The organism is Candidatus Burkholderia verschuerenii, from assembly GCF_001189365.1.
GTDB lineage: Bacteria > Pseudomonadota > Gammaproteobacteria > Burkholderiales > Burkholderiaceae > Caballeronia > Caballeronia verschuerenii.
In genome coordinates, this window is the sequence record NZ_LFJJ01000024.1 from 1 (window position 1) to 23,969 (window position 23,969).

21 protein-coding genes and 3 pseudogenes are annotated in these 23,969 nt (G+C 63.3%); 12 read left to right on the forward strand and 12 right to left on the reverse strand.

Annotated elements, in window-relative coordinates:
- The 8 genes and pseudogenes from BVER_RS32410 to BVER_RS07350 form a co-directional block, all read left to right on the forward strand.
- A pseudogene (locus BVER_RS32410) lies at positions 1-124 on the forward strand (IS5/IS1182 family transposase); the annotation flags it as partial.
- A gap of 83 nt (positions 125-207) precedes the next feature.
- Positions 208-1,029 carry an IclR family transcriptional regulator gene (locus tag BVER_RS07320; RefSeq protein ID WP_050452732.1) on the forward strand — a complete coding sequence of 274 codons (822 nt, stop codon included), beginning with the start codon at positions 208-210 and terminating at the stop codon, positions 1,027-1,029.
- A gap of 122 nt (positions 1,030-1,151) precedes the next feature.
- A complete protein-coding gene (locus BVER_RS07325; RefSeq protein ID WP_050452733.1) occupies positions 1,152-2,333 on the forward strand; it encodes a DUF3108 domain-containing protein in 1,182 nt (393 codons plus the stop codon).
- 130 nt (positions 2,334-2,463) lie between these two features.
- On the forward strand, positions 2,464-3,252 hold the full coding sequence (locus tag BVER_RS07330) for an alpha/beta fold hydrolase (RefSeq protein WP_050452734.1): 789 nt from the start codon (positions 2,464-2,466) through the stop codon (positions 3,250-3,252).
- Between the two features lie 126 nt (positions 3,253-3,378).
- A complete protein-coding gene (locus BVER_RS07335; protein ID WP_049656275.1) occupies positions 3,379-3,636 on the forward strand; it encodes a BTH_I0359 family protein in 258 nt (85 codons plus the stop codon).
- Positions 3,637-3,861: 225 nt separating this feature from the next.
- Positions 3,862-4,911 carry a homocysteine S-methyltransferase family protein gene (locus BVER_RS07340; RefSeq protein ID WP_050452735.1) on the forward strand — a complete coding sequence of 350 codons (1,050 nt, stop codon included), beginning with the start codon at positions 3,862-3,864 and terminating at the stop codon, positions 4,909-4,911.
- Between the two features lie 23 nt (positions 4,912-4,934).
- Positions 4,935-7,652 (forward strand): methionine synthase, encoded by a 2,718-nt coding sequence (gene metH, locus BVER_RS07345; protein WP_050452736.1) that lies wholly within the window; start codon positions 4,935-4,937, stop codon positions 7,650-7,652.
- 176 nt (positions 7,653-7,828) lie between these two features.
- A complete protein-coding gene (locus BVER_RS07350; RefSeq protein WP_050452737.1) occupies positions 7,829-8,014 on the forward strand; it encodes a hypothetical protein in 186 nt (61 codons plus the stop codon).
- A 92-nt stretch (positions 8,015-8,106) separates the two neighbouring features.
- Here BVER_RS07350 and BVER_RS07355 read toward each other — a convergent pair whose 3' ends face one another.
- Positions 8,107-8,433 (reverse strand): DUF1840 domain-containing protein, encoded by a 327-nt coding sequence (locus BVER_RS07355; RefSeq protein ID WP_050452738.1) that lies wholly within the window; start codon positions 8,431-8,433, stop codon positions 8,107-8,109.
- Between the two features lie 203 nt (positions 8,434-8,636).
- Here BVER_RS07355 and argS point away from each other — a divergent pair, with 203 nt between their 5' ends.
- The 4 genes from argS to BVER_RS07375 all read left to right on the forward strand — a co-directional run bounded on the left by argS (position 8,637) and on the right by BVER_RS07375 (position 12,838).
- Positions 8,637-10,421 carry an arginine--tRNA ligase gene (gene argS / locus BVER_RS07360; RefSeq protein ID WP_050452739.1) on the forward strand — a complete coding sequence of 595 codons (1,785 nt, stop codon included), beginning with the start codon at positions 8,637-8,639 and terminating at the stop codon, positions 10,419-10,421.
- A 139-nt stretch (positions 10,422-10,560) separates the two neighbouring features.
- A complete protein-coding gene (locus BVER_RS07365; protein ID WP_050452759.1) occupies positions 10,561-11,298 on the forward strand; it encodes an SPOR domain-containing protein in 738 nt (245 codons plus the stop codon).
- A 108-nt stretch (positions 11,299-11,406) separates the two neighbouring features.
- Positions 11,407-12,054, forward strand: coding sequence for a thiol:disulfide interchange protein DsbA/DsbL (locus tag BVER_RS07370; RefSeq protein WP_050452740.1), 648 nt, complete (start codon positions 11,407-11,409; stop codon positions 12,052-12,054).
- Positions 12,055-12,070: 16 nt separating this feature from the next.
- A complete protein-coding gene (locus BVER_RS07375; protein WP_050452741.1) occupies positions 12,071-12,838 on the forward strand; it encodes an SDR family oxidoreductase in 768 nt (255 codons plus the stop codon).
- 82 nt (positions 12,839-12,920) lie between these two features.
- Here the strand turns inward: BVER_RS07375 and BVER_RS07380 are convergent, their stop codons facing one another.
- The 11 genes and pseudogenes from BVER_RS07380 to cheA form a co-directional block, all read right to left on the reverse strand.
- Positions 12,921-14,240, reverse strand: coding sequence for a DUF3443 domain-containing protein (locus BVER_RS07380; RefSeq protein WP_050452742.1), 1,320 nt, complete (start codon positions 14,238-14,240; stop codon positions 12,921-12,923).
- A gap of 17 nt (positions 14,241-14,257) precedes the next feature.
- Positions 14,258-14,787 (reverse strand): annotated as a pseudogene (locus tag BVER_RS07385) (DUF2844 domain-containing protein).
- 249 nt (positions 14,788-15,036) lie between these two features.
- On the reverse strand, positions 15,037-15,741 hold the full coding sequence (gene cheZ, locus BVER_RS07390; protein ID WP_050452760.1) for a protein phosphatase CheZ: 705 nt from the start codon (positions 15,739-15,741) through the stop codon (positions 15,037-15,039).
- An 11-nt stretch (positions 15,742-15,752) separates the two neighbouring features.
- On the reverse strand, positions 15,753-16,154 hold the full coding sequence (gene cheY, locus BVER_RS07395) for a chemotaxis response regulator CheY (RefSeq protein WP_050452743.1): 402 nt from the start codon (positions 16,152-16,154) through the stop codon (positions 15,753-15,755).
- 52 nt (positions 16,155-16,206) lie between these two features.
- On the reverse strand, positions 16,207-17,325 hold the full coding sequence (locus BVER_RS07400) for a protein-glutamate methylesterase/protein-glutamine glutaminase (protein ID WP_050452761.1): 1,119 nt from the start codon (positions 17,323-17,325) through the stop codon (positions 16,207-16,209).
- Positions 17,326-17,345: 20 nt separating this feature from the next.
- A complete protein-coding gene (gene cheD / locus BVER_RS07405) occupies positions 17,346-18,185 on the reverse strand; it encodes a chemoreceptor glutamine deamidase CheD (protein ID WP_050452744.1) in 840 nt (279 codons plus the stop codon).
- Entirely contained in the window at positions 18,182-19,123 is a 942-nt protein-coding gene (locus BVER_RS07410) for a CheR family methyltransferase (RefSeq protein WP_083452076.1), read from the reverse strand. The genes cheD and BVER_RS07410 overlap by 4 nt, the downstream gene beginning before the upstream one ends.
- Positions 19,117-19,248 (reverse strand): hypothetical protein, encoded by a 132-nt coding sequence (locus BVER_RS35135; protein ID WP_269750746.1) that lies wholly within the window; start codon positions 19,246-19,248, stop codon positions 19,117-19,119. The genes BVER_RS07410 and BVER_RS35135 overlap by 7 nt, the downstream gene beginning before the upstream one ends.
- Before the next feature lie 27 nt (positions 19,249-19,275).
- Positions 19,276-21,118, reverse strand: a pseudogene (locus BVER_RS35140) (methyl-accepting chemotaxis protein).
- Between the two features lie 27 nt (positions 21,119-21,145).
- The gene (locus BVER_RS07420; protein ID WP_050452746.1) at positions 21,146-21,658 is read right to left on the reverse strand and encodes a chemotaxis protein CheW; all 513 of its coding nucleotides are present in this window, start codon (positions 21,656-21,658) and stop codon (positions 21,146-21,148) included.
- Between the two features lie 32 nt (positions 21,659-21,690).
- A complete protein-coding gene (gene cheA, locus BVER_RS07425) occupies positions 21,691-23,961 on the reverse strand; it encodes a chemotaxis protein CheA (RefSeq protein ID WP_050452747.1) in 2,271 nt (756 codons plus the stop codon).
- Positions 23,962-23,969 lie beyond the last annotated feature (8 nt).

A 23,969-nucleotide genomic window follows, 5' to 3' on the forward strand; every position in this document is an offset into this window, starting at 1 on the left:
CTTTAAGCGTATCAAGCATTTTCGTCGCGTCGCCACTCGATATGACAAACTCGCCCACAGCTACCTCACCTTTGTCTCCATCGTGTCTGCCTTCGGGCCGCTCTTAAATGTAAACAGGACCTAGGGTGACGTTAGGAGAAATGTATTTTACGATGGTGAATCATCGCCGACGACCAGACCGTTCGGCATAGGCCATTTTGCACACTCATGCAGACTCATCCCGAAGCCCCCGACGACGACACCCTCGACACGCCCGACACCGGCGAAGAAAAAGCGCGTTCCGGCATTCAGTCGATCGAGGTCGGTTTCCGGCTGCTCGACGTGCTCACCAACGAACCGCGCGCGATGATGCTGCGCGATCTCGCCCAGCGCGCGGGTATGAGCCCGGCCAAGGCGCATCGCTATCTGGTGAGTTTTCAGCGGCTGGGACTGGCATCGCAGGATCCCGTGTCGGGACGTTACGAACTCGGCGGCTTCGCGTTGCAAATGGGTTTGGCGCGGCTGGCGCGCGTCGACGGCGTGAAGCTCGCGCGCCTTGCGCTGGCGGAATTGCGTGACCGGATGGATATCACCGTCGGTATCGCCGTGTGGGGGAATCAGGGGCCGACGGTCGTGCACTGGATGGAATCGAGCTATCCGGCCAAGGCATCGCTCAAGCTCGGCGACGTGATGCCGCTGCTGTCGTCGGCGACCGGTCTGCTGTTCGCCGCGTATCTGCCGCGCAGCAAGACGCGCACGATGCTCGAGCGCGAGCTGTCGGCGTCGCGCAAATCGTTGTCGGAAGTGGAACCGGTGCTCGCCGATGTGCGCGAACACGGGGCATCGCGCGTCGAAGGCATGCTGCTGCCGACCATCCACGCGTTCTGCATGCCGGTGTTCGATTCGACCGGCGAACTCGCGCTCGGCCTGATCGCGCTCGGCCACGAAGGCGCATTCGATACGCGCTGGGGCGGCGCGATCGATTCCGAATTACGCGAATGCGCGCGCGGCTTGTCCTACGAATTAGGGTATAAGGCGGGCGAGCGCTGACGCGTCGGCGTCATGCGAAGCGAGGAACATCGCCCAATCGGCGTGTATCTCACCTGTTCCGAATGTTCCGCGTGCTCTCCCCGCGTGTAACGTAACGCGCGATCGCCCCGAACCATTGCCCGATGTCATTGTTTTCGTCTCACCGCCCTCGCCCCGCTGACGGCGATCCGCCCGATTCCGCCGCCGAACGCGACGCCACGCCGCGTCGCTGGGGGCGCTGGGCGCTGGCCGTTCTGATCGTCGCCGCGCTGCACTGGAGCGCGATGCGGTGGATCGACCATGCGCGGCAGCCGTCGAACGCGCCGCCCGTCGAACCGCCGCCGGTGCAGATCGAATTGCTGACGCCGAAGCCGGTCGCGCCGCCCGCGCCGACGCCGCCTGCGCCTGTGCCCGCTGCGAAACCCGCCGCGCCGAAACCCGCGCCTACGCCTGCGCCAGTAACGCCGAAAACCGCACCGAAGCCCGCGCAACCCGCCGAGCCGGTCCTCAGCGCGACGACACCGCCCAAGCCCGACGAAGCCGCCATCGCGGCAGCGCAGGCTGCATCGGCGGCACAAGCGGCCTCCGCGCAAGCCGCAGCGGCGCAAGCGTCGCAAGCAGCGCAAAAGGCCCCAGCCGCCCCGCCATCAGGCGACAAATTCAGCGTGCCGCCGACCGGCGATCTCCGCTACGACACGCTCGTCAACGGCATGATGAATCAGACCGGCACGATCCACTGGCTCAACGACGGCCAGCATTACGAAATGGTCGTGTCGATTCCGCTGCCTTTTGTCGGGCCGTTCCTCTATTCGAGCAAGGGTCACATCGACGGCTTCGGCGTCGCGCCGGAGCAATATTCGGAGCAACGCGGCCGCCGCGCCGCCGATATCGCCATTTTCAATCGCGAGACGAAGCAGATCGTCTACACGAAGACGCCGCAGTCGCAGCCGCTCGCCGATGGCGCGCAAGACCGCTTCAGCGTCGTCATGCAACTGGCGAGCCTCGTGCGCGGCGATCCGGACAAGTACAAGCCCGGCGTGACGCGCCAATTCGGTGTCGCGGACAATGACAGCAACGAAACCTGGACGATCGAAACCGTCGGCGATGAAAACGTGCAGACCCGCGACGGCTTTGCTGCGGCGCGTCATTTCACGCGCCTGCCGCGCCGCGACGGCGACAAGCGCAAACTCGATATCTGGCTCGCGCCGTCGCTCGGATGGCTCCCTGTGAGAATTCTTCAAACCGAGCCGAACGGAATGCAAATCGAACTGCTGTGGTCGGGCAAACTTCAGCCGCCTGGCGCGCCGCAGCAACCGGGCACGTAAGATGCGCATGAAGAAACCGCGTCCGAAAGGCCTACAATAGTTCAGACATTTTTCCTCGGCCTGAACCGGACGCACGTTCGTGCAGCACATCGGAAACAGCATCGCAAACCGCATTTTTTACGGAGCCGATATGCAGTTGACGATCAATCGCATCGACACCCGTTACGTCCTCGACAACGAAGGCGGCGGGCCGTGGCTGACCTTCATCCATCAACTCGGCGGCGATCATTCGGTCTGGGACCAGATGGCCGGCTATTTCCGAGAGCGCTTCACCGTCCTGCGCTACGACCTGCGCGGACATGGCGACACCACTGTTTCGACCGATGCCTTCAGCATCGACGATCTCGCCGACGATCTGGCCGAACTACTCGATCGCGTGGGCGCGCCGTCGACGCACGTCGTGGGCTTGTCCATCGGCGGAATGATCGCGCAAACCTTCGCGGCCAATCATGCCGATCGGGTCGATTCGCTGACCGTGGTCGGCGCGCCCGCCTTTATCCCAGACGACGCGCGTCCGACCTTCGCGCAGCGTGCCGCCCATGCGCGCGAGCACGGCACCACGAGCCTCGCCGATGCCACACTCGAACGCTGGATGACGCCGGACTTCCGAAAGGCGCATCCTGAAGTAGTGGAACAGATCGGCGAAACGATTGCGCGTACGCCAGCCGAGGGTTTCGCCCGCGCCGCCGAAGCGGTCAGCCGCTTCGACATGCGCGACAAGTTGCGGAACATCGACGCACGCACGCTGGTGATTGCCGGCGAGCACGATAGTGGCACGCCGCCTGCTGCTTCCAAGGTAATAGCGGACACTGTACCCGGCGCGCGATTCGAAACGCTCGATGCCGCGCATTTGTCGCCGGTCGAACAGTCTCAACGTTTCAGCGCGCTCCTGGATAGCTTCTTGCGCAACCCCATTTGATGTTGTTTGAGAAGAAAGCCTCGATGTCAACCGTTATTCGTCGAGGCCACCCCTTGAATTCCAACCCAGTCGCTCCAACTAAGATTCAGATTTGCCAGGAGCAAAACAGGAATAAGGAGTGTCGCCATGCAAATGATCTACAACAGCCCTAACTATTGCGTCGTCGAATTTCCGCCGCAGGACAACCATCTCGCGATGATGTCGGGCGGCTACGAGATCGTCGATAAAAACACGCAGCGCGAAATCTTCATCGATGGCGCGCTCGCAGCGAAGTTCCGCGAGCATGTGCAGAAACTGATCGAGGAAGAGCCGTCTCTCGAAGACGTGGACGAGTTCCTCGGCCAGTTCGATATCTTGATGACCCAGCCGGTGGTGCTTCACTGAAGCACGCCGCGCGGGCGTCTTAGCGCCGCTCGCGCTCGTCCGGCCGCCACGCCAGCGGCCCGGGCGGCCAACCCACAGGCGACACTGAATGACCCCGCCCCCACTGGTGGCGGGGTTTTTCTTTTGCGCCGACGCCACGGCCCGCCCCCCGCCGCGCACGGCGATCGGCCGATGCAGCGGCTACAATGTCAGGCTATTTCACATTTGTTCGCAGGGTCATCGGTCATGAACCAGAACGCCATTTCGAAAGCTTATACGCGCGGCGCGGCGCTTCCCGCGCTGCTGCAGAAGCGCATCCTGATCCTCGACGGCGCGATGGGCACGATGATCCAGCGCTACAAGCTCGACGAGGCGGCGTATCGCGGCGCGCGCTTCGCGGACTATGAACGCGATATCAAGGGCAACAACGAGTTGCTGTCGATCACGCAGCCGCAGGTGATTCGCGAGATCCACGAGCAATATCTGGCCGCGGGCGCGGATATCGTAGAGACCAACACCTTCGGCGCAACGAGCGTGGCGCAGGCCGATTACGGCATGGAGTCGCTTGCGGCCGAGATGAACGTCGAGTCGGTGAAACTGGCGCGCGAGGCCTGCGACAAGTATTCGACGCCCGACAAGCCGCGCTTTGTCGCGGGCGCGATCGGACCGACGCCTAAGACCGCGAGCATTTCGCCGGACGTCAACGATCCGGGCGCGCGCAACGTCACCTTCGACGAACTGCGCGACGCGTACTACGAACAGGCGAAGGCACTGCTCGACGCAGGCTGCGATCTGTTCCTCGTCGAAACCATCTTCGACACGCTGAACGCAAAAGCCGCGCTGTTCGCGCTGGACGAGTTGTTCGAAGACACGGGCGAGCGCGTGCCGATCATGATTTCCGGCACGGTGACCGATGCATCGGGCCGCATTCTGTCGGGGCAGACGGTCGAGGCATTCTGGAACTCGCTGCGTCACGCGAAGCCACTCACCTTCGGCTTGAACTGCGCGCTGGGTGCGGCGCTGATGCGCCCGTACATCGCCGAACTGGCGAAGCTGTGCGATACCTATGTGTCGTGCTATCCGAACGCCGGTTTGCCGAATCCGATGAGCGATACGGGCTTCGACGAAACGCCGGATGTAACGTCGGGATTGCTGAAGGAATTTGCGACGGCCGGGCTCGTGAATCTCGCGGGCGGGTGTTGCGGGACGACGCCGGAGCATATCGCTGAAATCGCGAAGGCGCTTGCGGAAGTAAAGCCGCGTAAATTTCCGTCGCAGTATCGTGACGCAGCCTAACATCGCATAACGAGATACAAGACATGACCGACCACACCATGCGTCTCTCCGGCCTCGAGCCGTTCAACGTCACCGACGGCTCGTTGTTCATCAACGTCGGCGAGCGCACCAACGTGACCGGCTCGAAAGCCTTCGCGCACATGATCCTGAACGGCCAGTTCGACGAAGCGCTCGCCGTCGCGCGGCAGCAGGTCGAGAACGGCGCGCAGGTCATCGATATCAACATGGACGAAGCCATGCTCGATTCGAAGGCCGCGATGGTGCGCTTCATGAATCTGATCGCGTCCGAACCGGATATCGCGCGCGTGCCGATCATGATCGATTCGTCGAAGTGGGAAGTGATCGAAGCGGGCCTGAAGTGCGTGCAGGGCAAGGCCATCGTCAACTCCATCTCGCTGAAGGAAGGCGAGGAGCAGTTCAAACATCACGCGAACCTGATCCGCCGATACGGCGCGGCATCGGTCGTCATGGCGTTCGACGAAAAAGGCCAAGCCGACACGTTCCAGCGCAAGACGGAAATCTGCAAGCGCTCGTACGACATCCTCGTCAACGAAGTCGGCTTCGCGCCGGAAGACATTATCTTCGATCCGAATATCTTCGCCATCGCGACCGGCATCGAAGAGCACAACAACTACGCGGTCGATTTCATCGAAGCCACGCGCTGGATCAAGCAGAACCTGCCGCACGCGAAGGTCAGCGGCGGCGTGTCGAACGTGTCGTTCTCGTTCCGCGGCAACGATCCGGTGCGCAAAGCCATCCACACCGTGTTCCTGTATCACGCCATTCAGGCGGGCATGGACATGGGCATCGTGAACGCGGGACAGTTGGGCGTGTATGCCGATCTCGATGCCGAACTGCGCGAGAAAGTGGAAGACGTCGTGTTGAATCGTCGTGAAGACGGCACGGATCGTCTGCTCGAAGTCGCCGACAAGTTCAAGACCGGCGCGGCCAAGAAGGAAGAGAACCTCGAATGGCGCAATCAGCCGGTCGAGGCGCGGCTGTCGCATGCGCTGGTGCACGGCATCACCAACTTTATCGTCGAAGATACGGAAGAAGTCCGGCAGAAAATCGACAAGGCGGGCGGCCGTCCAATCAACGTGATCGAAGGTCCGCTGATGGACGGCATGAACGTCGTCGGCGATCTGTTCGGTCAGGGCAAGATGTTCCTGCCGCAAGTCGTCAAGTCGGCGCGCGTGATGAAGCAGGCCGTCGCGCATCTGATTCCGTTCATCGAGGAAGAAAAGAAGCGGCTCGCCGAAGCGGGCGCGGACGTGCGTCCGAAGGGCAAGATCGTCATCGCGACCGTGAAGGGTGATGTGCACGATATCGGCAAGAACATCGTGTCGGTCGTGCTCCAGTGCAATAACTTCGAAGTGGTCAACATGGGCGTGATGGTGCCGTGCGCGACCATCCTGCAGAAGGCGAAGGAAGAAGGCGCGGACATCATCGGCTTGTCGGGTCTGATTACGCCGAGTCTCGAAGAAATGGCTTACGTCGCCTCCGAAATGCAGCGCGACGAATACTTCCGTGGCAAGCAGACGCCACTCTTGATCGGCGGCGCGACGACTTCGCGCGTGCATACGGCCGTCAAGATCGCGCCGAATTACGAAGGGCCGGTCGTGTATGTGCCGGACGCATCGCGTTCGGTGTCGGTGGCGTCGAGCTTGTTGTCGGACGAAGGCGCGGCCAAGTATCTCGACGACCTGAAGAGCGACTACGACCGCATCCGTCATCAGCACGCCAACAAGAAGGCGCAGCCGATGGTCACCTACGACGAAGCGCGCGCCAACCGCACGAAGATCGACTGGACCGCGTATCAGCCGAAGAAGCCGACGTTTATCGGGCGTCGCGTGTTCAAGAACTACGATCTGGCCGATCTGGCCAATTACATCGACTGGGCGCCGTTCTTTCAGACCTGGGATCTCGCCGGTCCCTATCCCGCGATTCTCAACGATGAAATCGTCGGCGAATCGGCGCGGCGCGTGTTCTCGGACGGCAAGTCGATGCTCTCGCGCATCATTCAGGGCCGCTGGCTGACGGCAAACGGCGTCATTTCGCTGCTGCCCGCGAACACCGTGAACGACGACGACATCGAAATCTACACGGACGAATCGCGCACGCAAGTCGCGATGACGTGGCGCAATCTGCGTCAGCAAAGCGTGCGTCCGGTCGTCGACGGCGTGATGCGTCCGAACCGGTCGCTGGCCGATTTCATCGCGCCGAAGGATTCGGGCATGAAGGACTATATCGGCCTGTTCGCGGTCACGGCGGGCTTGGGCGTGGATAAAAAGGAAACGCAGTTCGAAGCCGATCACGACGACTACAGCGCGATCATGCTGAAGGCGCTCGCCGATCGTTTCGCGGAAGCCTTCGCCGAAGCGCTGCATGCGCGCGTGCGTCGCGAATTGTGGGGCTATGCATCGAACGAAACGCTCGACAACGACGCGCTGATCTCCGAAAAGTACGCCGGCATTCGTCCCGCGCCGGGTTATCCGGCGTGCCCGGATCACCTCGTCAAGCGCGAAATGTTCGAAGTGCTTCAGGCGGAAGAGATCGGCATGAGCCTGACCGAATCGCTGGCGATGCTGCCGGCCGCGAGCGTGTCGGGCTTCTATCTGGCGCATCCGGAGAGCACGTATTTCTCGGTCGGCAAGATCGGCGACGATCAGCTTCGGAGTTTCGCGGAACGCATGGCGATTTCATCGACGGATGCGGAGCGCGCGCTCGCGCCGCTACGCTAACAGAATTCGCCGCGCCAGCGCCGTCGCGTCAGGTTGTTGGAAAAAACCATACGCGCGGCGTAATGCCGAAGAAAACAATCGTGCGATCGGCGAGGAATTTTGTAATTCCATACACTGTTGCTGCGATACGCCGTCATGACGACGGACACGCACACTTTCGTCACGGAGAAAGTCGCATGAAGAAGATGACGTCCGCGGTAACCGTAGCGATCGCAGCCGCCGTTCTCGCTTCAGGGTCGGCCGCGTTCGCGCAGCCCGCCAGCAGCACCACCGCGTCTTCGTACTCGCCGCCGCAAACCGAGCACAAGAAGAAGCCCAAGAAGTCGAAGTCGTCGAAGCAGATGAACGGTCAGTCGCAGTAAGCCCGCTCATTCGGCAGATTGGTAAGAACAAAGCCCGCATCGTCGCCGATGCGGGCTTTGTCTTTACTTCGCATCCGAAACGCGCAGACGCGTCAGACGCCCCAGAGAATGTCTTTGTTCTCTTTGTGCGAGAGCCGCAGTATATCGAGGAACGGATACGCGCGCTGCGCCAGTCCGATCGGGATTTCGTGATGCTCGTGCCTTTCCTCGCCTTCGTGGAAATGGCCGTCGTGCTCGGCGCGCTGCTGTTTGTCGACGGACACGGCCGCTTCGAGCTTTTCGATGGCGGCGGGCATTTCGTCGTGCGTGATGACGCCCCGTTCGCCCAGCGGTTTGCCGATGATGCCGAGCAGATACTCCGCCAGATTTTCGAGCATCATGACATCGGGTGCAGCGGGACTTTTGAATGTGATCAGCATGATGGGAGGTCCTTTTGCTTATGTTGAATTACTGCCGGACGCTATTCGAGAGGCGCCGGCAAGCCGATCGTTTTGTTCAAACCGTTGCTAAAGAGCACGGTGTTTGGACAGTTTAGCACCTGCTAAAATCCTCATTTTGGCAGTGATATCACTCGATATCGTTCGATACTCGCCACGTCCCGCTCCACCGGATCACACTCAGCATGCTGCCCGCACACAAACTCACCCTCGAAACGCTCCTCTCCGACGCGGTCCACACCGTCGCCCAGGCGACTCAGGGCGCAAGCGAAGCCGCCTTCGTCGCGCCGTCGATCGTGCTCGAACGACCCAAGGTCGCGGCGCACGGCGACGTGGCGTCGAACGTCGCGATGCAGCTCGCCAAACCGCTGCGCGCCAATCCGCGTCAGCTCGCGCAGCAAATCGTCGATGCACTGCTGGCCGCGCCGAACGCGAAAGGTCTGGTCGAAAGCGCGGAAGTCGCGGGCCCCGGCTTCATCAATCTGCGGCTCGCGGCCAAGGCGAAGCAAGACGTGATCCCGGCCGTGCTCGGCGAAGCCCGCGCCTACGGACGCTCGACGCGCGACGCCGGCAAGCGCGTGCTGGTCGAGTTCGTGTCGGCGAATCCGACCGGTCCGCTGCACGTTGGCCACGGCCGTCAGGCCGCGCTCGGCGACGCGCTGTCCAATCTGCTCGACACGCAAGGCTACGCCGTCCATCGCGAGTTCTATTACAACGACGCGGGCGTGCAGATCGGCAATCTCGCCACCTCGACGCAACTGCGCGCGCGCGGCCTCAAGCCCGGCGACGCCGAATGGCCGGACGCCGCGTACAACGGCGAGTACATCGCGGATATCGCGCGCGACTACATGGCTGGCGAAACCGTCGCCGCCAACGACGGCGAGCCGGTCAAGGGTAAAGGCGACGTCGACGACCTCGAAGCGATCCGCAACTTCGCGGTGGCGTATCTGCGTCACGAGCAGGATCTGGATCTGACCGCTTTCGGCGTGAAGTTCGACCAGTTCTATCTGGAGTCGTCGCTGTACAAGGAAGGCCGCGTCGAAAAGACCGTGGCGGCACTCGTCGATGCCGGCAAGACCTACGAGCAGGACGGCGCGCTCTGGCTGCGCACCACCGACGACGGCGACGACAAGGACCGCGTGATGCGCAAGTCCGACGGCACGTTCACGTACTTCGTGCCGGACGTCGCGTATCACGTGACCAAGTGGGAGCGCGGCTTCACCAAGGTCATCAACGTGCAGGGCTCGGATCACCACGGCACCATCGCGCGCGTGCGGGCCGGTTTGCAGGGTCTGGGCGTCGGCATTCCCAAGGGCTATCCCGACTACGTGCTGCACAAGATGGTCACCGTCATGCGCAACGGTCAGGAAGTGAAAATCTCCAAGCGCGCGGGCAGCTACGTGACAGTGCGCGATCTGATCGAATGGTCGGGCGGTCTCGCGCCGGGACATGAAACCGCGCCGGATCAGATCGACGAGGACACCATCCGTCGCGGCCGCGATGCCGTGCGCTTCTTCCTCATCTCGCGCAAGGCGGATACCGAATTCGTGTTCGACATCGATCTCGCGCTGAAGCAGAACGACGAAAATCCGGTCTATTACGTGCAATACGCCCATGCGCGCATCTGCACGATTCTCAACGACTGGAAGGAGAAGTTCGGCGGCGACGTGTCGAAGGCAGCGCAGGCCGATCTGTCGCCGCTGTCCAGCGACCGCGCGATGGCGCTGCTCAACAAGCTCGCCGAGTATCCCGAGATGCTCTCACACGCTGCCGACGAACTCGCGCCGCACGCGGTCGCGTTCTATCTGCGCGATCTCGCCGGGGAATTTCACTCATTCTACAATGCCGAGCGCGTGCTCGTCGACGACCAGAAGGAGCGCGACGCGCGCATCGCGTTGCTGGCGGCGACGCGTCAGGTGCTCGACAACGGGCTCGCGACCATCGGCGTGTCCGCTCCTCAAAAAATGTAAAAGCGTGCCGTCTGCCGGCCGCGCATGCTTCGAAAATGACAAATTCGGCGTGCGCGTACGACAGCATGGCGCGGCTCTGACTTGTGCCACAGCTATAATCGTCGGCCCACTCGAAGACTTTTCGCAGGTGATTCATACGATGGCAAAACCACGCCGCACGACCAAGCAATCCAAGCAGTCGAAGCAAACCGGGGGAACGTTTCTCGGCATCGTGCTGGGCCTGATCGTCGGCCTGGCGATCGCCGTGATCGTCGCGCTGTACATCACGCGCGCACCGACGCCGTTCGTGGCGAAGGTCGCGCCGTCGTCGCCGGACAACGCCTCGTCGTCGTCCCAGTCCGCCCAGCCTTACGATCCGAACCGTCCGCTGCAAGGCAAGACGCCGGGTCAGGCCGTGCCGCAGGCCGCTCAACCCACGCCGCCGAATACCGCACCGGGCCAGACCAGCAATCAGACGCAATCGTCGGGCATGCTCGACGAACCGCAGATCGTCGAAGTGCCGCCGTCGGGCAGCGCCGCATCGGCGACGCAAAATGCCGCCAAGCCGGCCGCCAGCGCGCCGAACGCCGGCAGCGCGGCCATCGCCAAGGGCGGCTCGCAGCCCGCCAAGACCACGCCGCCCGCGCCAGGCGACGTCAACACCGGCTATTACCTGCAAGTCGGCGCGTACAAGACGCAGCAGGACGCCGAACAGCAGCGCGCGCGTCTGGGCTTCCAGGGCTTCGAATCGAAGGTGACGCAGCGCGATGCGGGCGGTGTGACGTACTATCGCGTTCGCATCGGTCCGTTCGCGAAGTTCGAGGAAATGAACACGGCTCGCCAGCGTCTGTCGGACGCGGGTGTCGATACCGCCGTGATCCGCTTCTCGAAACAGTGAACATGACGCCGCCTGCCCCGCTTCACGCGGTCGCGGGCGGTTTCGCCTTAAGCCACGCTTAAGCGACGTGTGTCCCACTTACGGTCTTCTCAGGTTTCCTCTCCGATCATGAAAAAACTGTTTAGCGCCCTCGCCCTTTCCTTCGGCATCGCCGCCGCGTCGATGAGCGTCGCCACCGCCGTTCAGGCCGCGCCGACTCAGGGCAAGGACTACACGGTGCTGCAAGCGCCTCAGCCGGTCGGCGCGCCCGCCGGCAAGGTCGAGGTCATCGAATTCTTCTGGTACGGCTGCCCGCATTGCAACGAATTCGAGCCGTACCTCGAAGCCTGGGAAAAGAAGCTGGGACCGGATGTCGTCTTCAAGCGCGTGCCGGTTGCATTCCGCGACGACTTCATTCCGCACTCGAAGATGTATCACGCGCTCGTCGCGATGGGTCTCGCGGAAAAGCTCACGCCGGCCGTCTTCAACGAGATCCACGTCAAGAAGAACTATCTGCTGACGCCGCAGGCGCAGGCCGACTTCCTCAAGACGCAGGGCGTCGATCCGAAGAAGTACATGGACACCTACAACTCGTTCTCGACGCAGAGCGATATTCAGCGCGATGCCAAGCTGCTCACCGACTATCACATCGACGGCGTGCCGACGGTCATCATCCAGGGCAAGTACGTGACGGGCCCGGCGCAGACCAACAGCCTGAAGGGCACGACCGACGTGATGGACTTTATCGTCCAGCAAGTTCGCGACAAGAAGATGTAAGCCCGCGCGCGCCGGTATGAACGCAGTTCCGCTGAAGGTTTTCATCACCGGCGCATCGAGCGGCATCGGCCTCGCGCTGGCCGAAGAGTATGTCAAACGCGGGGCCGGCCTCGTCGCCCGCCGCGCCGAGTCTCTCGCGGCATTCGCCGCCCGCTTTCCCCACGCTTCCATCTCGATTTATCCCGTCGACGTGCGCGATCACGACGCGCTCGCCGATGCCGCGCGCCGCTTTATCGCCGAACAGGGCGCGACGGATATCGTCATCGCCAACGCGGGCATCAGCCGCGGCGCGCTCACCGGCCACGGCGACCTCGACGCCTTCCGCGCCGTGATGGACACCAATTACCTCGCGATGGCCGCCACCTTCGAGCCGTTCGTCGCCTCGATGACGGCCGCGCGTCGCGGCACGCTGGTAGGCATTTCGAGCGTCGCGGGCGTGCGCGGGCTGCCCGGATCAGGCGCGTACAGCGCGTCGAAATCGGCGGCGACGAAGTATCTGGAATCGTTGCGCGTCGAGATGCGGCCGCGCGGCGTCGCGGTGGTTACCATCGCGCCGGGTTACGTGCGCTCCGAGATGACCGCGCACAATCCGTATCCGATACCCTTTCTGATGAACGCCGATCGCTTCGCATCGAAGGCGGCGGATGCCATCGCGCGGCGCGTCCGCTACGCCACTTTTCCGTGGCAGATGCGTATCGCCGGCATGCTGCTGCATGTGCTGCCGCGCTGGCTCTACGACGCGCTTTTCGAGAAAGCTCCACGCAAGCCGCGCGCGGGCGAATGACGAAAAAAAACCGGCTGCGCGTTCAAACGCAGCCGGTTTTTTGCAGCGAGCCGGTTTCGGCTCGCGCGATCGGAACGCCGGATCAGAACGACACGTAAGGCGCGCTTCCCGACAGGTCATAGCCCACGTAAACATGGCGGCCGAAGTAGAACGGCAGACCGAAGTCGAAGAATCCCGACATGCCCAACTGACCGCCCAGGCTATTGAAGGCGAACTTGCCGCCGCCCGAGGTCAGCGTGCGCGCGCTCACCAGCGCGAACGGAACCGTGGTCGTGTTGCCTTCGGTGCCGGTGATGGCCGTCGACAGCGACTGCTCCGACGACGGGCAATAGAACGAACTCGTGCTCGAGCACAGCGTGAAGCTGTCCTGGAAGAAGTTGCCGTTCGATCCGGTATCGAAGAAGGTCTGATACGTCGTGCCCTTGTACACGCCGGACAGATCGCCGAAGCCATCGGTGCCGTACTTGGTCACGCCGGTCAACGCGTTGTTGCTCTGCGTCCCTATGCCGAATATCAGCGTGCCGGATGCGGTGGCCGCGCCGGTATCCGCGACGGGCGGCAACTGCACGATCACGCCGTTGTTGTCGACCGCGAACTTCGTCACCGGGTTGATGACCTGCTGGGCGCGCGGCGCGATCACGCCGGTGCAGTTCGTGCCGTTGGCGCATGTGAAGTACATGCCGTTCTGCGCCGAACTCGCGCACGAGCTGCCGCAGTCGTAGGTCGCCGCGCCGACGCCGAGAATGCCGTTGGCGCCGATTTCCGCGACCGTGCTTTCGTCGTTGCCGGACGGGCAGCCGTTGAGGCCGGTCGGCGCGGCGCTCGACGCGAGATCGCCGATGATCTGAATCGGAATGTTCGACGCCTGCTCGGTGCCCATGCGGACATCGGCGGTACGGACGGTGCCCCAGGTGTAGCCATCGGCGAAGCCCGCGCATTCGGCGAGCTGACCGCCGCTCGACGATTGCACGACCGGCAGATTGCCAAGCACCTGCTGCGCCGCCGAACTGACCAGACGCAGGCCGAACGACGCCGTATCGAGCTGAATGTTGTCGATGGTCTGACACACGTTGGTGCCGGGCGCGCATACCGTCACCGAGACATTCGGGATATTGACGAAGTTCGCCGCGCCCGAATTGACCGTGATCGGCACCGCGTTGGTGTTGTTGACCGGATCGGGTTGCGCGGTCGCCGTGCTGATCGAGCCGCTGCCCGTGCCGCCGCCGGTCGAGCCGCCCGACGAACCGCAGCCGGAGGAGCCGCCGCTCGAACTGGAACTGCTGTTGTCGCTGCCGCCGCCGCACGCGGCCAGCGTCAACGCGAGGAAAAGCACGCCGAGCCAGCGCGCGATGCCGCCGCTGCGCGAGGAAGAAGCGCGGGCGCCAGGTGTCGTTCTAAGCATTCTGGATCTCCCCTCGCTTATTGGATGTCGCTGGCGGACACGCCTGCGGGCAGTGCCTGCGGCAGATACGCGACGCCGGCGAACGAGCCCATGTGGCCGCTGGACTGGACCACGAGGCCCGCGTCCTGCACGCTCACGACTCCGCGTCCGCCGCGCGCTGCGCTTTCAGGCTTTGCTGATATTGCGGGAAGTAGCTGCCGAGCAGGGTGGCGAGATCGGGCACGCGCGGGCCACGCCACGCGATGCCGAACACGGAGCCATCCGTGGACAGATATTCGTTGATGACCGTGCCGCTCGCGAGCGTCGTCGAGCGCATGGTGTAGCTGGTCGTCGACCTGGACGATGCGCCGGATGCGGCGGCGACCTTCGCCGTGCGCTGGATCGTGTCGCCGGCCGTGGCGCCCTTCGGCGCATCGATCGGGTTGCCGCCCAACACGGCGAACGCGGGCGATGCGATACAGACGCCGAGCACGCCTGCGACGATCGCCATCGCGTGTGTAAGAGTCCCGCGACGGGATTGCTTCGATGCCTTCACTGGGCCTCCCATTCCTTTTTATCCGGCTGCGCGCGAGAGGCGCGGCCGGTTCTGACGATAGTGACTGACAATCAAGTCACCCTTTGGTTCGCAAACGTTTTTTACATGCGAAACCGACAGTATGCCAGTCATGAGAAATAGTCATGTCGTTCGTAAAAACATGGCATTTCAGCAATACCGCGCGGCGGGACGCGCGCGGTGAACTTATTGGGCGAAATGCAGGCGGAATGCGGCGCGCGTTTTCACGCGCGCCGCGAGCCGTCAGAAGCCGAGGCTGGCCAGCAAATCGTCCACTTGCGACTGGTCTTGCACCACGTCGCTGCGGCCTTCCGGATTGATCTGCGGACCGTTCAGCAGCGAGTCGGGCGTGCCGGTCGCCGCCGACATCAACAACGCCGCCAATGCCGCGAACTGCTCGCGCCGCTCGGGCGCGATGTTTTCCAGCAGCACGCCCAGCAGTTGCTGTTCGATCAGATACACGACTTCCGTGATCTTCTTGATCACCTGGCCGGTCAGATCCTGAAAATCCTGCGCGAGCATGATTTCCATCAGTTGCGCATTGGTCGCGGAGGTCCGCTCCGGCACGCTCTGCAAGAAGCTGCGGGTCTGCGCGAGCAGTTCGCCTGCCTCTCCTTCAGCAAGCGGTGCGCCATACCACGTGCCCCAGCGGGCATCGAGGGCGAGCGCTTCGCGCTGCATCGCGTCCTGCATCGGCTGGGCCTTTTCGATCGCGTTCAGCGCGCGTTCGGCCGCCTGCTCGGTCATCGTGGCGACGTACTTCAGCCGATCGCGCGCGTCGGGCACGGCTTGCGCGGCGGCTTCGACCTGCTTGTCGAGGCCGAGCTCGCGCATCGAGTCGCGCAGCGCGCGCGTCACCTGGCCGATGCGCGTGAGAATGCGATCGCTCGATGCATCGCCCTCGGCTTCGACCGCTTCCGCGATCTGCGCGGCGAGTTCAGAAGTCAGATCGGTCACGATCAGCCTCCCGCTTTGGCCATCTTCACTTTCTCGAGAATCTTGGTGACTTTCTCGTCGAGCGTGGCGGCCGTGAAGGGCTTCACGACGTAACCGTTCGCACCGGCCTGCGCCGCCGCGATGATGTTTTCCTTCTTCGATTCCGCCGTGACCATCAGCACCGGCAGATGCGCCAGCGCCGCGTCGGCGCGGATCTGCTGAAGCATCGACAAACCGTCGAGGTTCGGCATGTTCCAGTCCGACACCACGAAATCGAAGCCGCCGCCGCGCAGACGCGCGAGACCGGCGAGGCCGTCTTCCGCTTCGTCGACGTTCGTGTAACCCAGCTCCTTGAGCAGGTTGCGCACGATACGGCGCATCGTCGGAAAATCGTCGACGACGAGGATCTTCATGTTCTTGTCCATCACTACTCCCGTGTAATCCATTCAATGCGGCGATGCCGCGTAATCAAACCGGTTAGACGCGTTGCACGCGTTCGCCCATCGATGCCAGCCGCGTCATCACGCGCCGGCTCATTTCGGATAACGGCGCGATTTCGCTCGCGCCGCCCAATAAAATCGCTTCGCGCGGCATGCCGAACACCACGCAGCTCGCTTCGTCCTGTGCGAGCGTGTACGCGCCCGCCTGTTGCATTTCGAGCAGCCCCGCCGCGCCGTCGCGGCCCATGCCGGTCAGGATCACGCCGATGGCGTTCTTGCCCGCGTGCGTCGCCGCCGAGCGAAACAGCACATCCACCGACGGACGATGCCGGTTGACCGGCGGCGCATCCGACAGATGCGCGACGTAGTTCGCCCCGCTGCGCGCCAGCAACAGATGCGCGTGGCCCGGCGCGATATACGCGTGGCCCGGCAGCACGCGCTCGCCGTGTTCGGCTTCCTTCACCGAGATACGACACAGCCCGTTCAGGCGTTGCGCGAACAACTTCGTGAAGCCCGGCGGCATGTGTTGCGCGATCAGCACGGCGGGCGCATCCGGCGGCAGCGGCACGAGCACTTCGCGGATCGCTTCCGTGCCGCCCGTCGACGCGCCGACGATCACGAGCTTTTCGGTCGAGACCAGCGGATTGTTGAAATGCGGCGCGGGCTTGGCCGGCAAGCCTTGAGCGGGAGCGCTTGCGGCCTGCGTCGCGTGGGTCGCCTGACGCACCCGCGCACGCGCTGCCGCGCGCACCTTCTCGGCGAGCTTTTCGGCGTAATCGAGCATGCCGTCGCGGATGCCGACTTTCGGCTTGGTCACGAAATCGACCGCGCCGAGTTCCAGCGCGCGCAGCGTGATTTCGTTGCCGCGTTCCGTCAGCGACGACACCATCACGACCGGCATCGGCCGCAGGCGCATCAGCTTTTCGAGAAAGTCGAGGCCGTCCATGCGCGGCATTTCGACGTCGAGCGTCAGCACGTCGGGGTTATGCTGCTTGATCAGTTCACGCGCGACGAGCGGATCGGGCGCGGTCGCGACGACGTGCATATCGGGCTGCGAGTTGACGATTTCCGTCATCAGACTGCGCACCAGCGCCGAATCGTCGACGCACAGCACCTTGATCTTCGGCGCGGCGGATTTGTTTGCCGTTCTGTCCATAGTGATCGGATTGACGATGCTCATGCTTCCTCCGCCGCTTTCGCGCCGCGAGGACCGTTGCCAAAGAGTTCGACGCGCGGCTTCACGGCAGCGCGGCTCGTGGCCGTGCTGATCGATGCCAGCGTGCTCGCGGTGGCCTTGCTCGCCGCTGCAGCCGCGTTGGCCGCATGACTTGCGCCGAACAGTTCCACCCGCGGCTTCGCCGCGATGCTCGCGGCCGCCGTGGGTTTGGTTTGATGGGTATTGAACAGCTCGACGCGCGCCCGCGCTTTCGCAAGGCGTTCCGCGCGCTGTTCCGGCGTGCGCTGCACGAGCGCCTGCTCGCGCTCGAGCACGACCGGATCGTGCTGAGTCATCAGTTTCTTGACCATCACCTGACCGGTGCGCGGCATGAACGCGACCTTGCGCGGATACATGCCCTGCAAGTCCTCGGCGGTGATGCGGATCTTTTCCAGCGCCAGATAACGGCGCACGAATTCCGAGTTGCGATCGCCGATGTTGATGGTCGTCATGCCGGTCAACACCGCGCCGCCGCCGAACACCTTCGCTTCGAAGCGCTCGCGACGTCCGCCGCGCTTGATCATCTCGTTGATCAGCACTTCCATCGCATACGCGCCGTAGCGCATCGAATCCGATGCCGCCGACGACGCATCCGCTCCGTCATCGGGCAACATGAAGTGATTCATGCCGCCGATGCCCGCCGTGCGATCGTTGATGCACGCCGCCACGCACGACCCGAGCACGGTGACCAGCACCATGTCTTCGCTGGTCATGTAAAACTCGTTGGGCAGCAGCTTCACGCCCGGCTTCTTGAAATGATTGTCGAAATACAGGTTCGACGCGATCGGCAGCCCGCTCATGCCGGTTCTCCCGCGAGCGTACGCAGCGTTTTCGGCGCGATGCCGCCCGTTTTCGCGTCGCGCGTCAGTTCGTACACCGTCTGACCGCGCAAACGGAATGCCTGCGTCACATACGTGAAGTTTTCCGAATGACCGGCGAACAGCAGCGCGCCCGGCTTCATCAGCGGTTCGAAGCGCGACAGCACTTGCCCTTGCGTTGGCTTGTCGAAATAGATCATCACGTTGCGGCAGAAGATCGCGTCGTACGGGCCTTTCACGTCGTAGCGCGCGTCGGTCAGATTCACGCGGCCGAAGTTCACCATCGCGCGCAGTTCGGGACGCACTTTCACGAGTCCCGCGTGCGCGCCCGTGCCCTTCAGGAAGAAGCGCTTCAGGCGTTCGGTCGGCAGCGCCTTGACCTGATTGAGCGAATACACGCCCGCGTCGGCCTTCTGCAAAACCTGGCTGTCGATGTCGCTCGCGTAGATCGTGCACTGCCGCGCGGCGTGATCGCCGAGCGCTTCGACCAGCGTCATCGCGATGGAATACGGTTCCTCGCCCGTCGATGCCGCCGAGCACCACACGCTGAACGGCTGAGACGGCTGCGCGCGACGCTTGGCGAAGTCCGCGAGAATCGGAAAATGATGCGACTCGCGGAAAAACGCGGTGAGGTTGGTCGTCAGCGCGTTCGTGAAAGCTTCCCACTCCGCGCTGTCCTCGTTCGCTTCGAGGCGATCGAGATATTGTTTGAAGGTCTCCAGGCCGCAGGCGCGCAGACGGCGTGCAAGCCGGCTATACGCCATGTCCCGTTTGTGATCGGACAGCGAGATGCCCGCCCGGCGATGAATCAGCTCGCGAATGCGGGCGAAATCCGCCGATGTGAATTCGAAATCGCGTTCGACTTCCGAGCTGCGCGGAATGGCAGCGAGGTCGATGCGTGCGTTGCGCGTGGTCATGATGCTTCGTGCGTCCTTGGCGTCGTGTCCGCGCGCCGCGTTTTCTTATTCAAAGACATGCTGCTTTCGTACCCGCCGATATTCGCGTCGAACTGCCCGCGAACGGGCATGGTGCCGAAAGCCTGCATGATCGTCTCTGTGTCCGTGGATGGTGCTTAGAAGGTTTCCCAGTCGCCGTCCGCAACCGTTGCCTTGGCGCGCGGTGCGGGCGATGCCTGCGAGGCCGAGGCCGTCGCCGGTGCGCTGACTCGCGCCGCCGGTTTGGTCGCCGCTGCTTCGCGAGCCGTATCCTTGATAACGGCCGGATCGCGCGCGACGTTAGGCTCCTGTGAAACTTTCGTGATCGACGCGACAGGCTTTTTTACCGATGCCGTCGTCGGCTCGACGCGCGCGGCCTTTGCCACGTTCGCCACGCTCGCCGCTTTCGCTGCCTTGGGCGCGAACGATGCCGCATCCACGCGCCATTGGCCCACGACGTCCTTCAACTGACGCGTCTGCTCTTCCAGCGATGCCGCCGCCGCTTCTTCGACGAGCGCGGCGTTCTGCTGCGTGACGCTGTCCATCTGCGTGACGGCGAGATTGACCTGCGCGATGCCGTCGGACTGTTCCTCCGACGCCGCGCTGATTTCGCCCATGATGTCGGTCACGCGGCGTACCGCCTGCACGATCTCGCTCATGGTTTCGCCGGCCCGCGTGACGAGCTCCGAGCCGTTCTGCACCTTCTCGGCTGAATCGCCGATCAGCGACTTGATTTCCTTCGCCGCCCCCGCGCTGCGTTGCGCCAGCGAGCGCACTTCGCCCGCCACGACCGCGAAGCCGCGGCCTTCCTCGCCCGCTCGCGCCGCTTCCACGGCCGCGTTCAACGCGAGAATGTTGGTCTGGAACGCAATGCCTTCGATCACGCCGATGATGTCCACGACCTTGTTCGAACTCGATGCGATCGCGTTCATCGTGTCGACAACCTGCTCGACCACCTGACCGCCGCGCGACGCGATATCCGATGCATTCACCGCCAGCTGGCTCGCCTGACGCGCGTTGTCGGCGTTCTGCTTCACCGTGCTCGTCAGCTCTTCCATGCTCGATGCGGTTTCCTGCAGCGACGCAGCCTGCTCTTCCGTGCGCTGCGACAGATCCGTGTTGCCGCTGGAAATTTCCCGCGCGCCGGTATCGATCGATTCCGCGCCGCGATGCACCGCGCCGACCATCGTCGTCAGATTGACGCGCATGCGTTCGATGCCGGTGAACAAGCGGCCGATTTCGTTGCTGCTGTCGCTGTGCGCGGGCGTCGTGAGATCGCCGCGCGAAATGCGCTCGAAGTGCTCGACTGCATCGCTGATCGGCTTGACGATGAGTCCGCCCAGCGCGACGCGCGTGCCGAACAGAATCAGCACCGACAGCGCGAGCAGCGCGCCGATGGTCGCATTCAGCGTCGTGATGTGCGATGCCGTATCGGCCTGCGAGGTTTCCGCGTGCTTCTGCTGGAACTGCACCGCCGCCGTCACCGCGTTGTCGAAGGCGACGAACATCGGGCTGATCTTGGTATCGGCGATGGCGTGATACGCGGCCATGTCGTTCGCGCGAATCGCGGCGAACTCCGGCTCCACGCCGCCCTTCACGAGCCGTGTCGTGTTGCGTGTTGAGCGCATCGAGCGTGTCTTTCGGCAAGGTCGAGGCGACCGTATCGAGGTAAAGCTTCCAGTTCTCGTTGCTCTTGTCGAGCAGATACTGGCCGCGATCCATCGCTTTCTGCGCTTCGCCGCTGCTACTGGCTTCGACCAGCGAACGCACGCGATCGAGCGTCACGCGCGAACGCAGCAAATACGACGACGCTTCCGACAACGCGCGCATCGCGACCATGTCCTGCTTCGCGAGCGTGGTGAGCGAAGCGCTCGCCGAATTGAGACCGACCAGCGCCAGCGCGCCGATGATCCCGGCGCAGGCGACGAACAACAAACCGACGAGCGTGAGCGTCGTCCGGATCGACAACTTCTTCAGCATGGTGATTTCCTGCGATCCTGTGGCGCGTTATCCAACGATATCGACGAGTTCCATCTCGCGGCTCGTCATGAGCTTCTCGATGTTCATCAGGACCAGCATGCGGCCTTCGTCCGTGCCCAGACCGGTGAGATATTCGGTGGCGAGCGCCGCGCCGAATTCCGGTGCCGGCATGACCTGTTCCGCCGCCAGCGTCAGCACGTCCGACACGCCGTCCACGACCATGCCGACCACGCGATGCGCGACGTTCAGGATGATCACGACCGTCTGGTTGTCGTATTCGACGCGGCCGAGGTTGAACTTCACGCGCATGTCGACGATCGGCACGATGATGCCGCGCAGATTGATCACGCCCTTGATGAAGGTCGGCGCATTCGCGATGCGCGTGACGCTGTCGTAACCGCGAATTTCCTGCACCTTCAGAATGTCGATGCCGTACTCTTCCGCGCCGAGCGTGAAGACGAGGAATTCCTGTCCGGCAGCTTCGCCTTGTGAATCGCGGCGTGCGGACGGGGCGTTTTGGATCGATTGAATTTCAGCCACGAGAGGCTCCCCAATAATCTGTCGTAGGTTTTTTAGTGAGTCTGCGGCGCGCTATGTTGCGCACGCGATTCGCGATTGAGCGCGGCCACGTCGACGATCAAGGCGACACTGCCGTCGCCCAGGATGGTCGCGGCGGAAATGCCGTGCACTTTTCGATAATTCGTTTCGAGGTTCTTCACGACCACTTGCTGCTGGCCGACGAGTTCGTCGATCAACATGGCGAAGCGGCGTCCCTCGGTCTGCATGATGGTGACGATGCCCTGCGTCGGTTCGGTGCGCGCGCCTTCGACATCGAAGGTGCTGTGCAGCGCGACCAGCGGCAGATATTCGCCGCGCACGCGCACCACGCGCTCGTCGTTGGCGACCGTGTAGATGTCTTCGGCAACCGGTTGCAGCGACTCCATCACGAAGTTCAGCGGCAGAATGAAAATCTCGCTGCCGACCTTTACCGACATGCCGTCGAGAATCGCGAGCGTGAGCGGCAGCACGATCTTCGTCGTCGTGCCCGCGCCCGGACGCGAGGTGATTTCGACGTGACCGCCCATCGACTGGATGTTGCGCTTCACCACGTCCATGCCCACGCCGCGGCCGGAAATGTCCGTCACCTGTTCGGCGGTCGAGAAGCCCGGCATGAAGATCAGTTGCCAGACGTCTTCGTCGGTCATCGAATCGCTGACGGCCATGCCCTGCTTCTGCGCCTTGGCGAGAATCTTGTCGCGACGCAGACCCGCGCCGTCGTCGCTCACTTCGATCACGATGTTGCCGCCGTGATGCGCCGCCGACAGCACCAGCTGGCCGGTCGTCGGCTTGCCCGCCGCGCGGCGCGCTTCCACGGTTTCGATGCCGTGATCGAGCGAGTTGCGCACGAGGTGCGTCAACGGATCGATGATGCGTTCGATCAGGCTCTTGTCCAGTTCGGTCGCCTGACCGAACGTGACCAGTTCCACTTCCTTGCCGAGCTTGCCGGCGATATCACGCACCAGACGCGGGAAGCGGCTGAAAACGTAATCCATCGGCATCATGCGGATCGACATCACCGCTTCCTGCAAGTCGCGCGCGTTGCGCTCGAGTTGCGCCATGCCGTTGAAGAGGCGATCGTGCAGCGCCGGATCGAACGCGCTGGTGGTTTCCGCGAGCATCGCCTGCGTGATCACCAGTTCGCCCACCAGGTTGATGAGCTGATCGACCTTTTCCACGCCGACGCGAATCGAGCTGCCTTCCGCCGATGCGGCGGCTTGCGGGCGCGCTTTCTTCTCGGCATCCGCCGATGCGGCCGGACGCGTGGGCAGCGGCGGAGGCGGCGCGGGCGCTTCGGCTTCGGCCTTCGGCGCTTCTTCCTGCTTGACCGGCGCGGCGGCGAGCGCGGCAGGCACGGCCGGCGTCGGAATCGGGCTCGGCGTCTGCAACGGCTGCGGCGCGAGCGCCGCCGGTTCCTTGCCGGCTTGCGCCGGCGCGTGGCCACGGCCAATGCCGATCTGCGATTCGTCGATGACGAAGCAGCACACGGCCACGATATCGTCAGAGCTGACATCCGAATCGAGCCAGAGCACGAGTTCGGTGTCGGTCTTCTGCTCGCCGACGATGGTGCCCAGATTCCCCAACTCTTCAGTCAGCGTTTCCAGGTCTTTCTCGCCCACCCCCCGTAGCGTAATTTTCAGGTGGGATCCCGCACCCGCCGCCGATGCGCCGATATCTTCCGGCATGTCAGGGGCAGCGGTTCCTTCATTCATTCCATCGGTGAGTTCGAACGCACCGTCCCAGTTGCCGTCGTCCTCGATGGCATCCGTCGCCTGCTCGACGACGTGCGTCGGCGGCGCGTTCGGGCCGTCGTAGCTCGGCGCGGCGACCGCTTTCGCGACGGGCGCGGGCGCTGCCACGGGGGCAACTGCGGGCGCGGCGGCGGCAGGCGCGGCATCGCCGCTTTTCAGACGTTCGAGCCGCGCGCAGATCTGCTCGGCGGCGGCCGCATCCGGCTCGGCGCTCGCGCGATACGCGGACAGCTGATCCTGCAACACGTCCTTCGTCGCGAGGAACGTGTCGATCATGTCGCGACGCAGCTTGAGTTCGTTGTTGCGCGCGCGATCCAGCAGCGATTCGAGGATGTGCGTCGTTTCCGTCAGCGCGGTGAAACCGAAGGTTGCCGCGCCGCCCTTGATCGAGTGCGCCGCGCGGAAAATCGCCGCGAGATCTTCTGGATCGGGATTGTCAATGTCCAGAACGAGCAGCAATTGCTCCATCTGCGCGAGAAGCTCGTCGGCCTCGTCGAAGAAGGTCTGGTAGAACTGGGTAATGTCGAATGTCATGCTGGAGT

Coding starts and splice junctions, on each gene's coding strand:
- BVER_RS07320 (WP_050452732.1), top strand. CDS start 208: ATGCAGACTCATCCCGAAGCCCCCGACGACGACACCCTCGACACGCCC.
- BVER_RS07325 (WP_050452733.1), top strand. CDS start 1,152: ATGTCATTGTTTTCGTCTCACCGCCCTCGCCCCGCTGACGGCGATCCG.
- BVER_RS07330 (WP_050452734.1), top strand. CDS start 2,464: ATGCAGTTGACGATCAATCGCATCGACACCCGTTACGTCCTCGACAAC.
- BVER_RS07335 (WP_049656275.1), top strand. CDS start 3,379: ATGCAAATGATCTACAACAGCCCTAACTATTGCGTCGTCGAATTTCCG.
- BVER_RS07340 (WP_050452735.1), top strand. CDS start 3,862: ATGAACCAGAACGCCATTTCGAAAGCTTATACGCGCGGCGCGGCGCTT.
- metH (WP_050452736.1), top strand. CDS start 4,935: ATGACCGACCACACCATGCGTCTCTCCGGCCTCGAGCCGTTCAACGTC.
- BVER_RS07350 (WP_050452737.1), top strand. CDS start 7,829: ATGAAGAAGATGACGTCCGCGGTAACCGTAGCGATCGCAGCCGCCGTT.
- BVER_RS07355 (WP_050452738.1), bottom strand. CDS start 8,433: ATGCTGATCACATTCAAAAGTCCCGCTGCACCCGATGTCATGATGCTC.
- argS (WP_050452739.1), top strand. CDS start 8,637: ATGCTGCCCGCACACAAACTCACCCTCGAAACGCTCCTCTCCGACGCG.
- BVER_RS07365 (WP_050452759.1), top strand. CDS start 10,561: ATGGCAAAACCACGCCGCACGACCAAGCAATCCAAGCAGTCGAAGCAA.
- BVER_RS07370 (WP_050452740.1), top strand. CDS start 11,407: ATGAAAAAACTGTTTAGCGCCCTCGCCCTTTCCTTCGGCATCGCCGCC.
- BVER_RS07375 (WP_050452741.1), top strand. CDS start 12,071: ATGAACGCAGTTCCGCTGAAGGTTTTCATCACCGGCGCATCGAGCGGC.
- BVER_RS07380 (WP_050452742.1), bottom strand. CDS start 14,240: ATGCTTAGAACGACACCTGGCGCCCGCGCTTCTTCCTCGCGCAGCGGC.
- cheY (WP_050452743.1), bottom strand. CDS start 16,154: ATGGACAAGAACATGAAGATCCTCGTCGTCGACGATTTTCCGACGATG.
- BVER_RS07400 (WP_050452761.1), bottom strand. CDS start 17,325: ATGGACAGAACGGCAAACAAATCCGCCGCGCCGAAGATCAAGGTGCTG.
- cheD (WP_050452744.1), bottom strand. CDS start 18,185: ATGAGCGGGCTGCCGATCGCGTCGAACCTGTATTTCGACAATCATTTC.
- BVER_RS35135 (WP_269750746.1), bottom strand. CDS start 19,248: ATGCAGGCTTTCGGCACCATGCCCGTTCGCGGGCAGTTCGACGCGAAT.
- cheA (WP_050452747.1), bottom strand. CDS start 23,961: ATGACATTCGACATTACCCAGTTCTACCAGACCTTCTTCGACGAGGCC.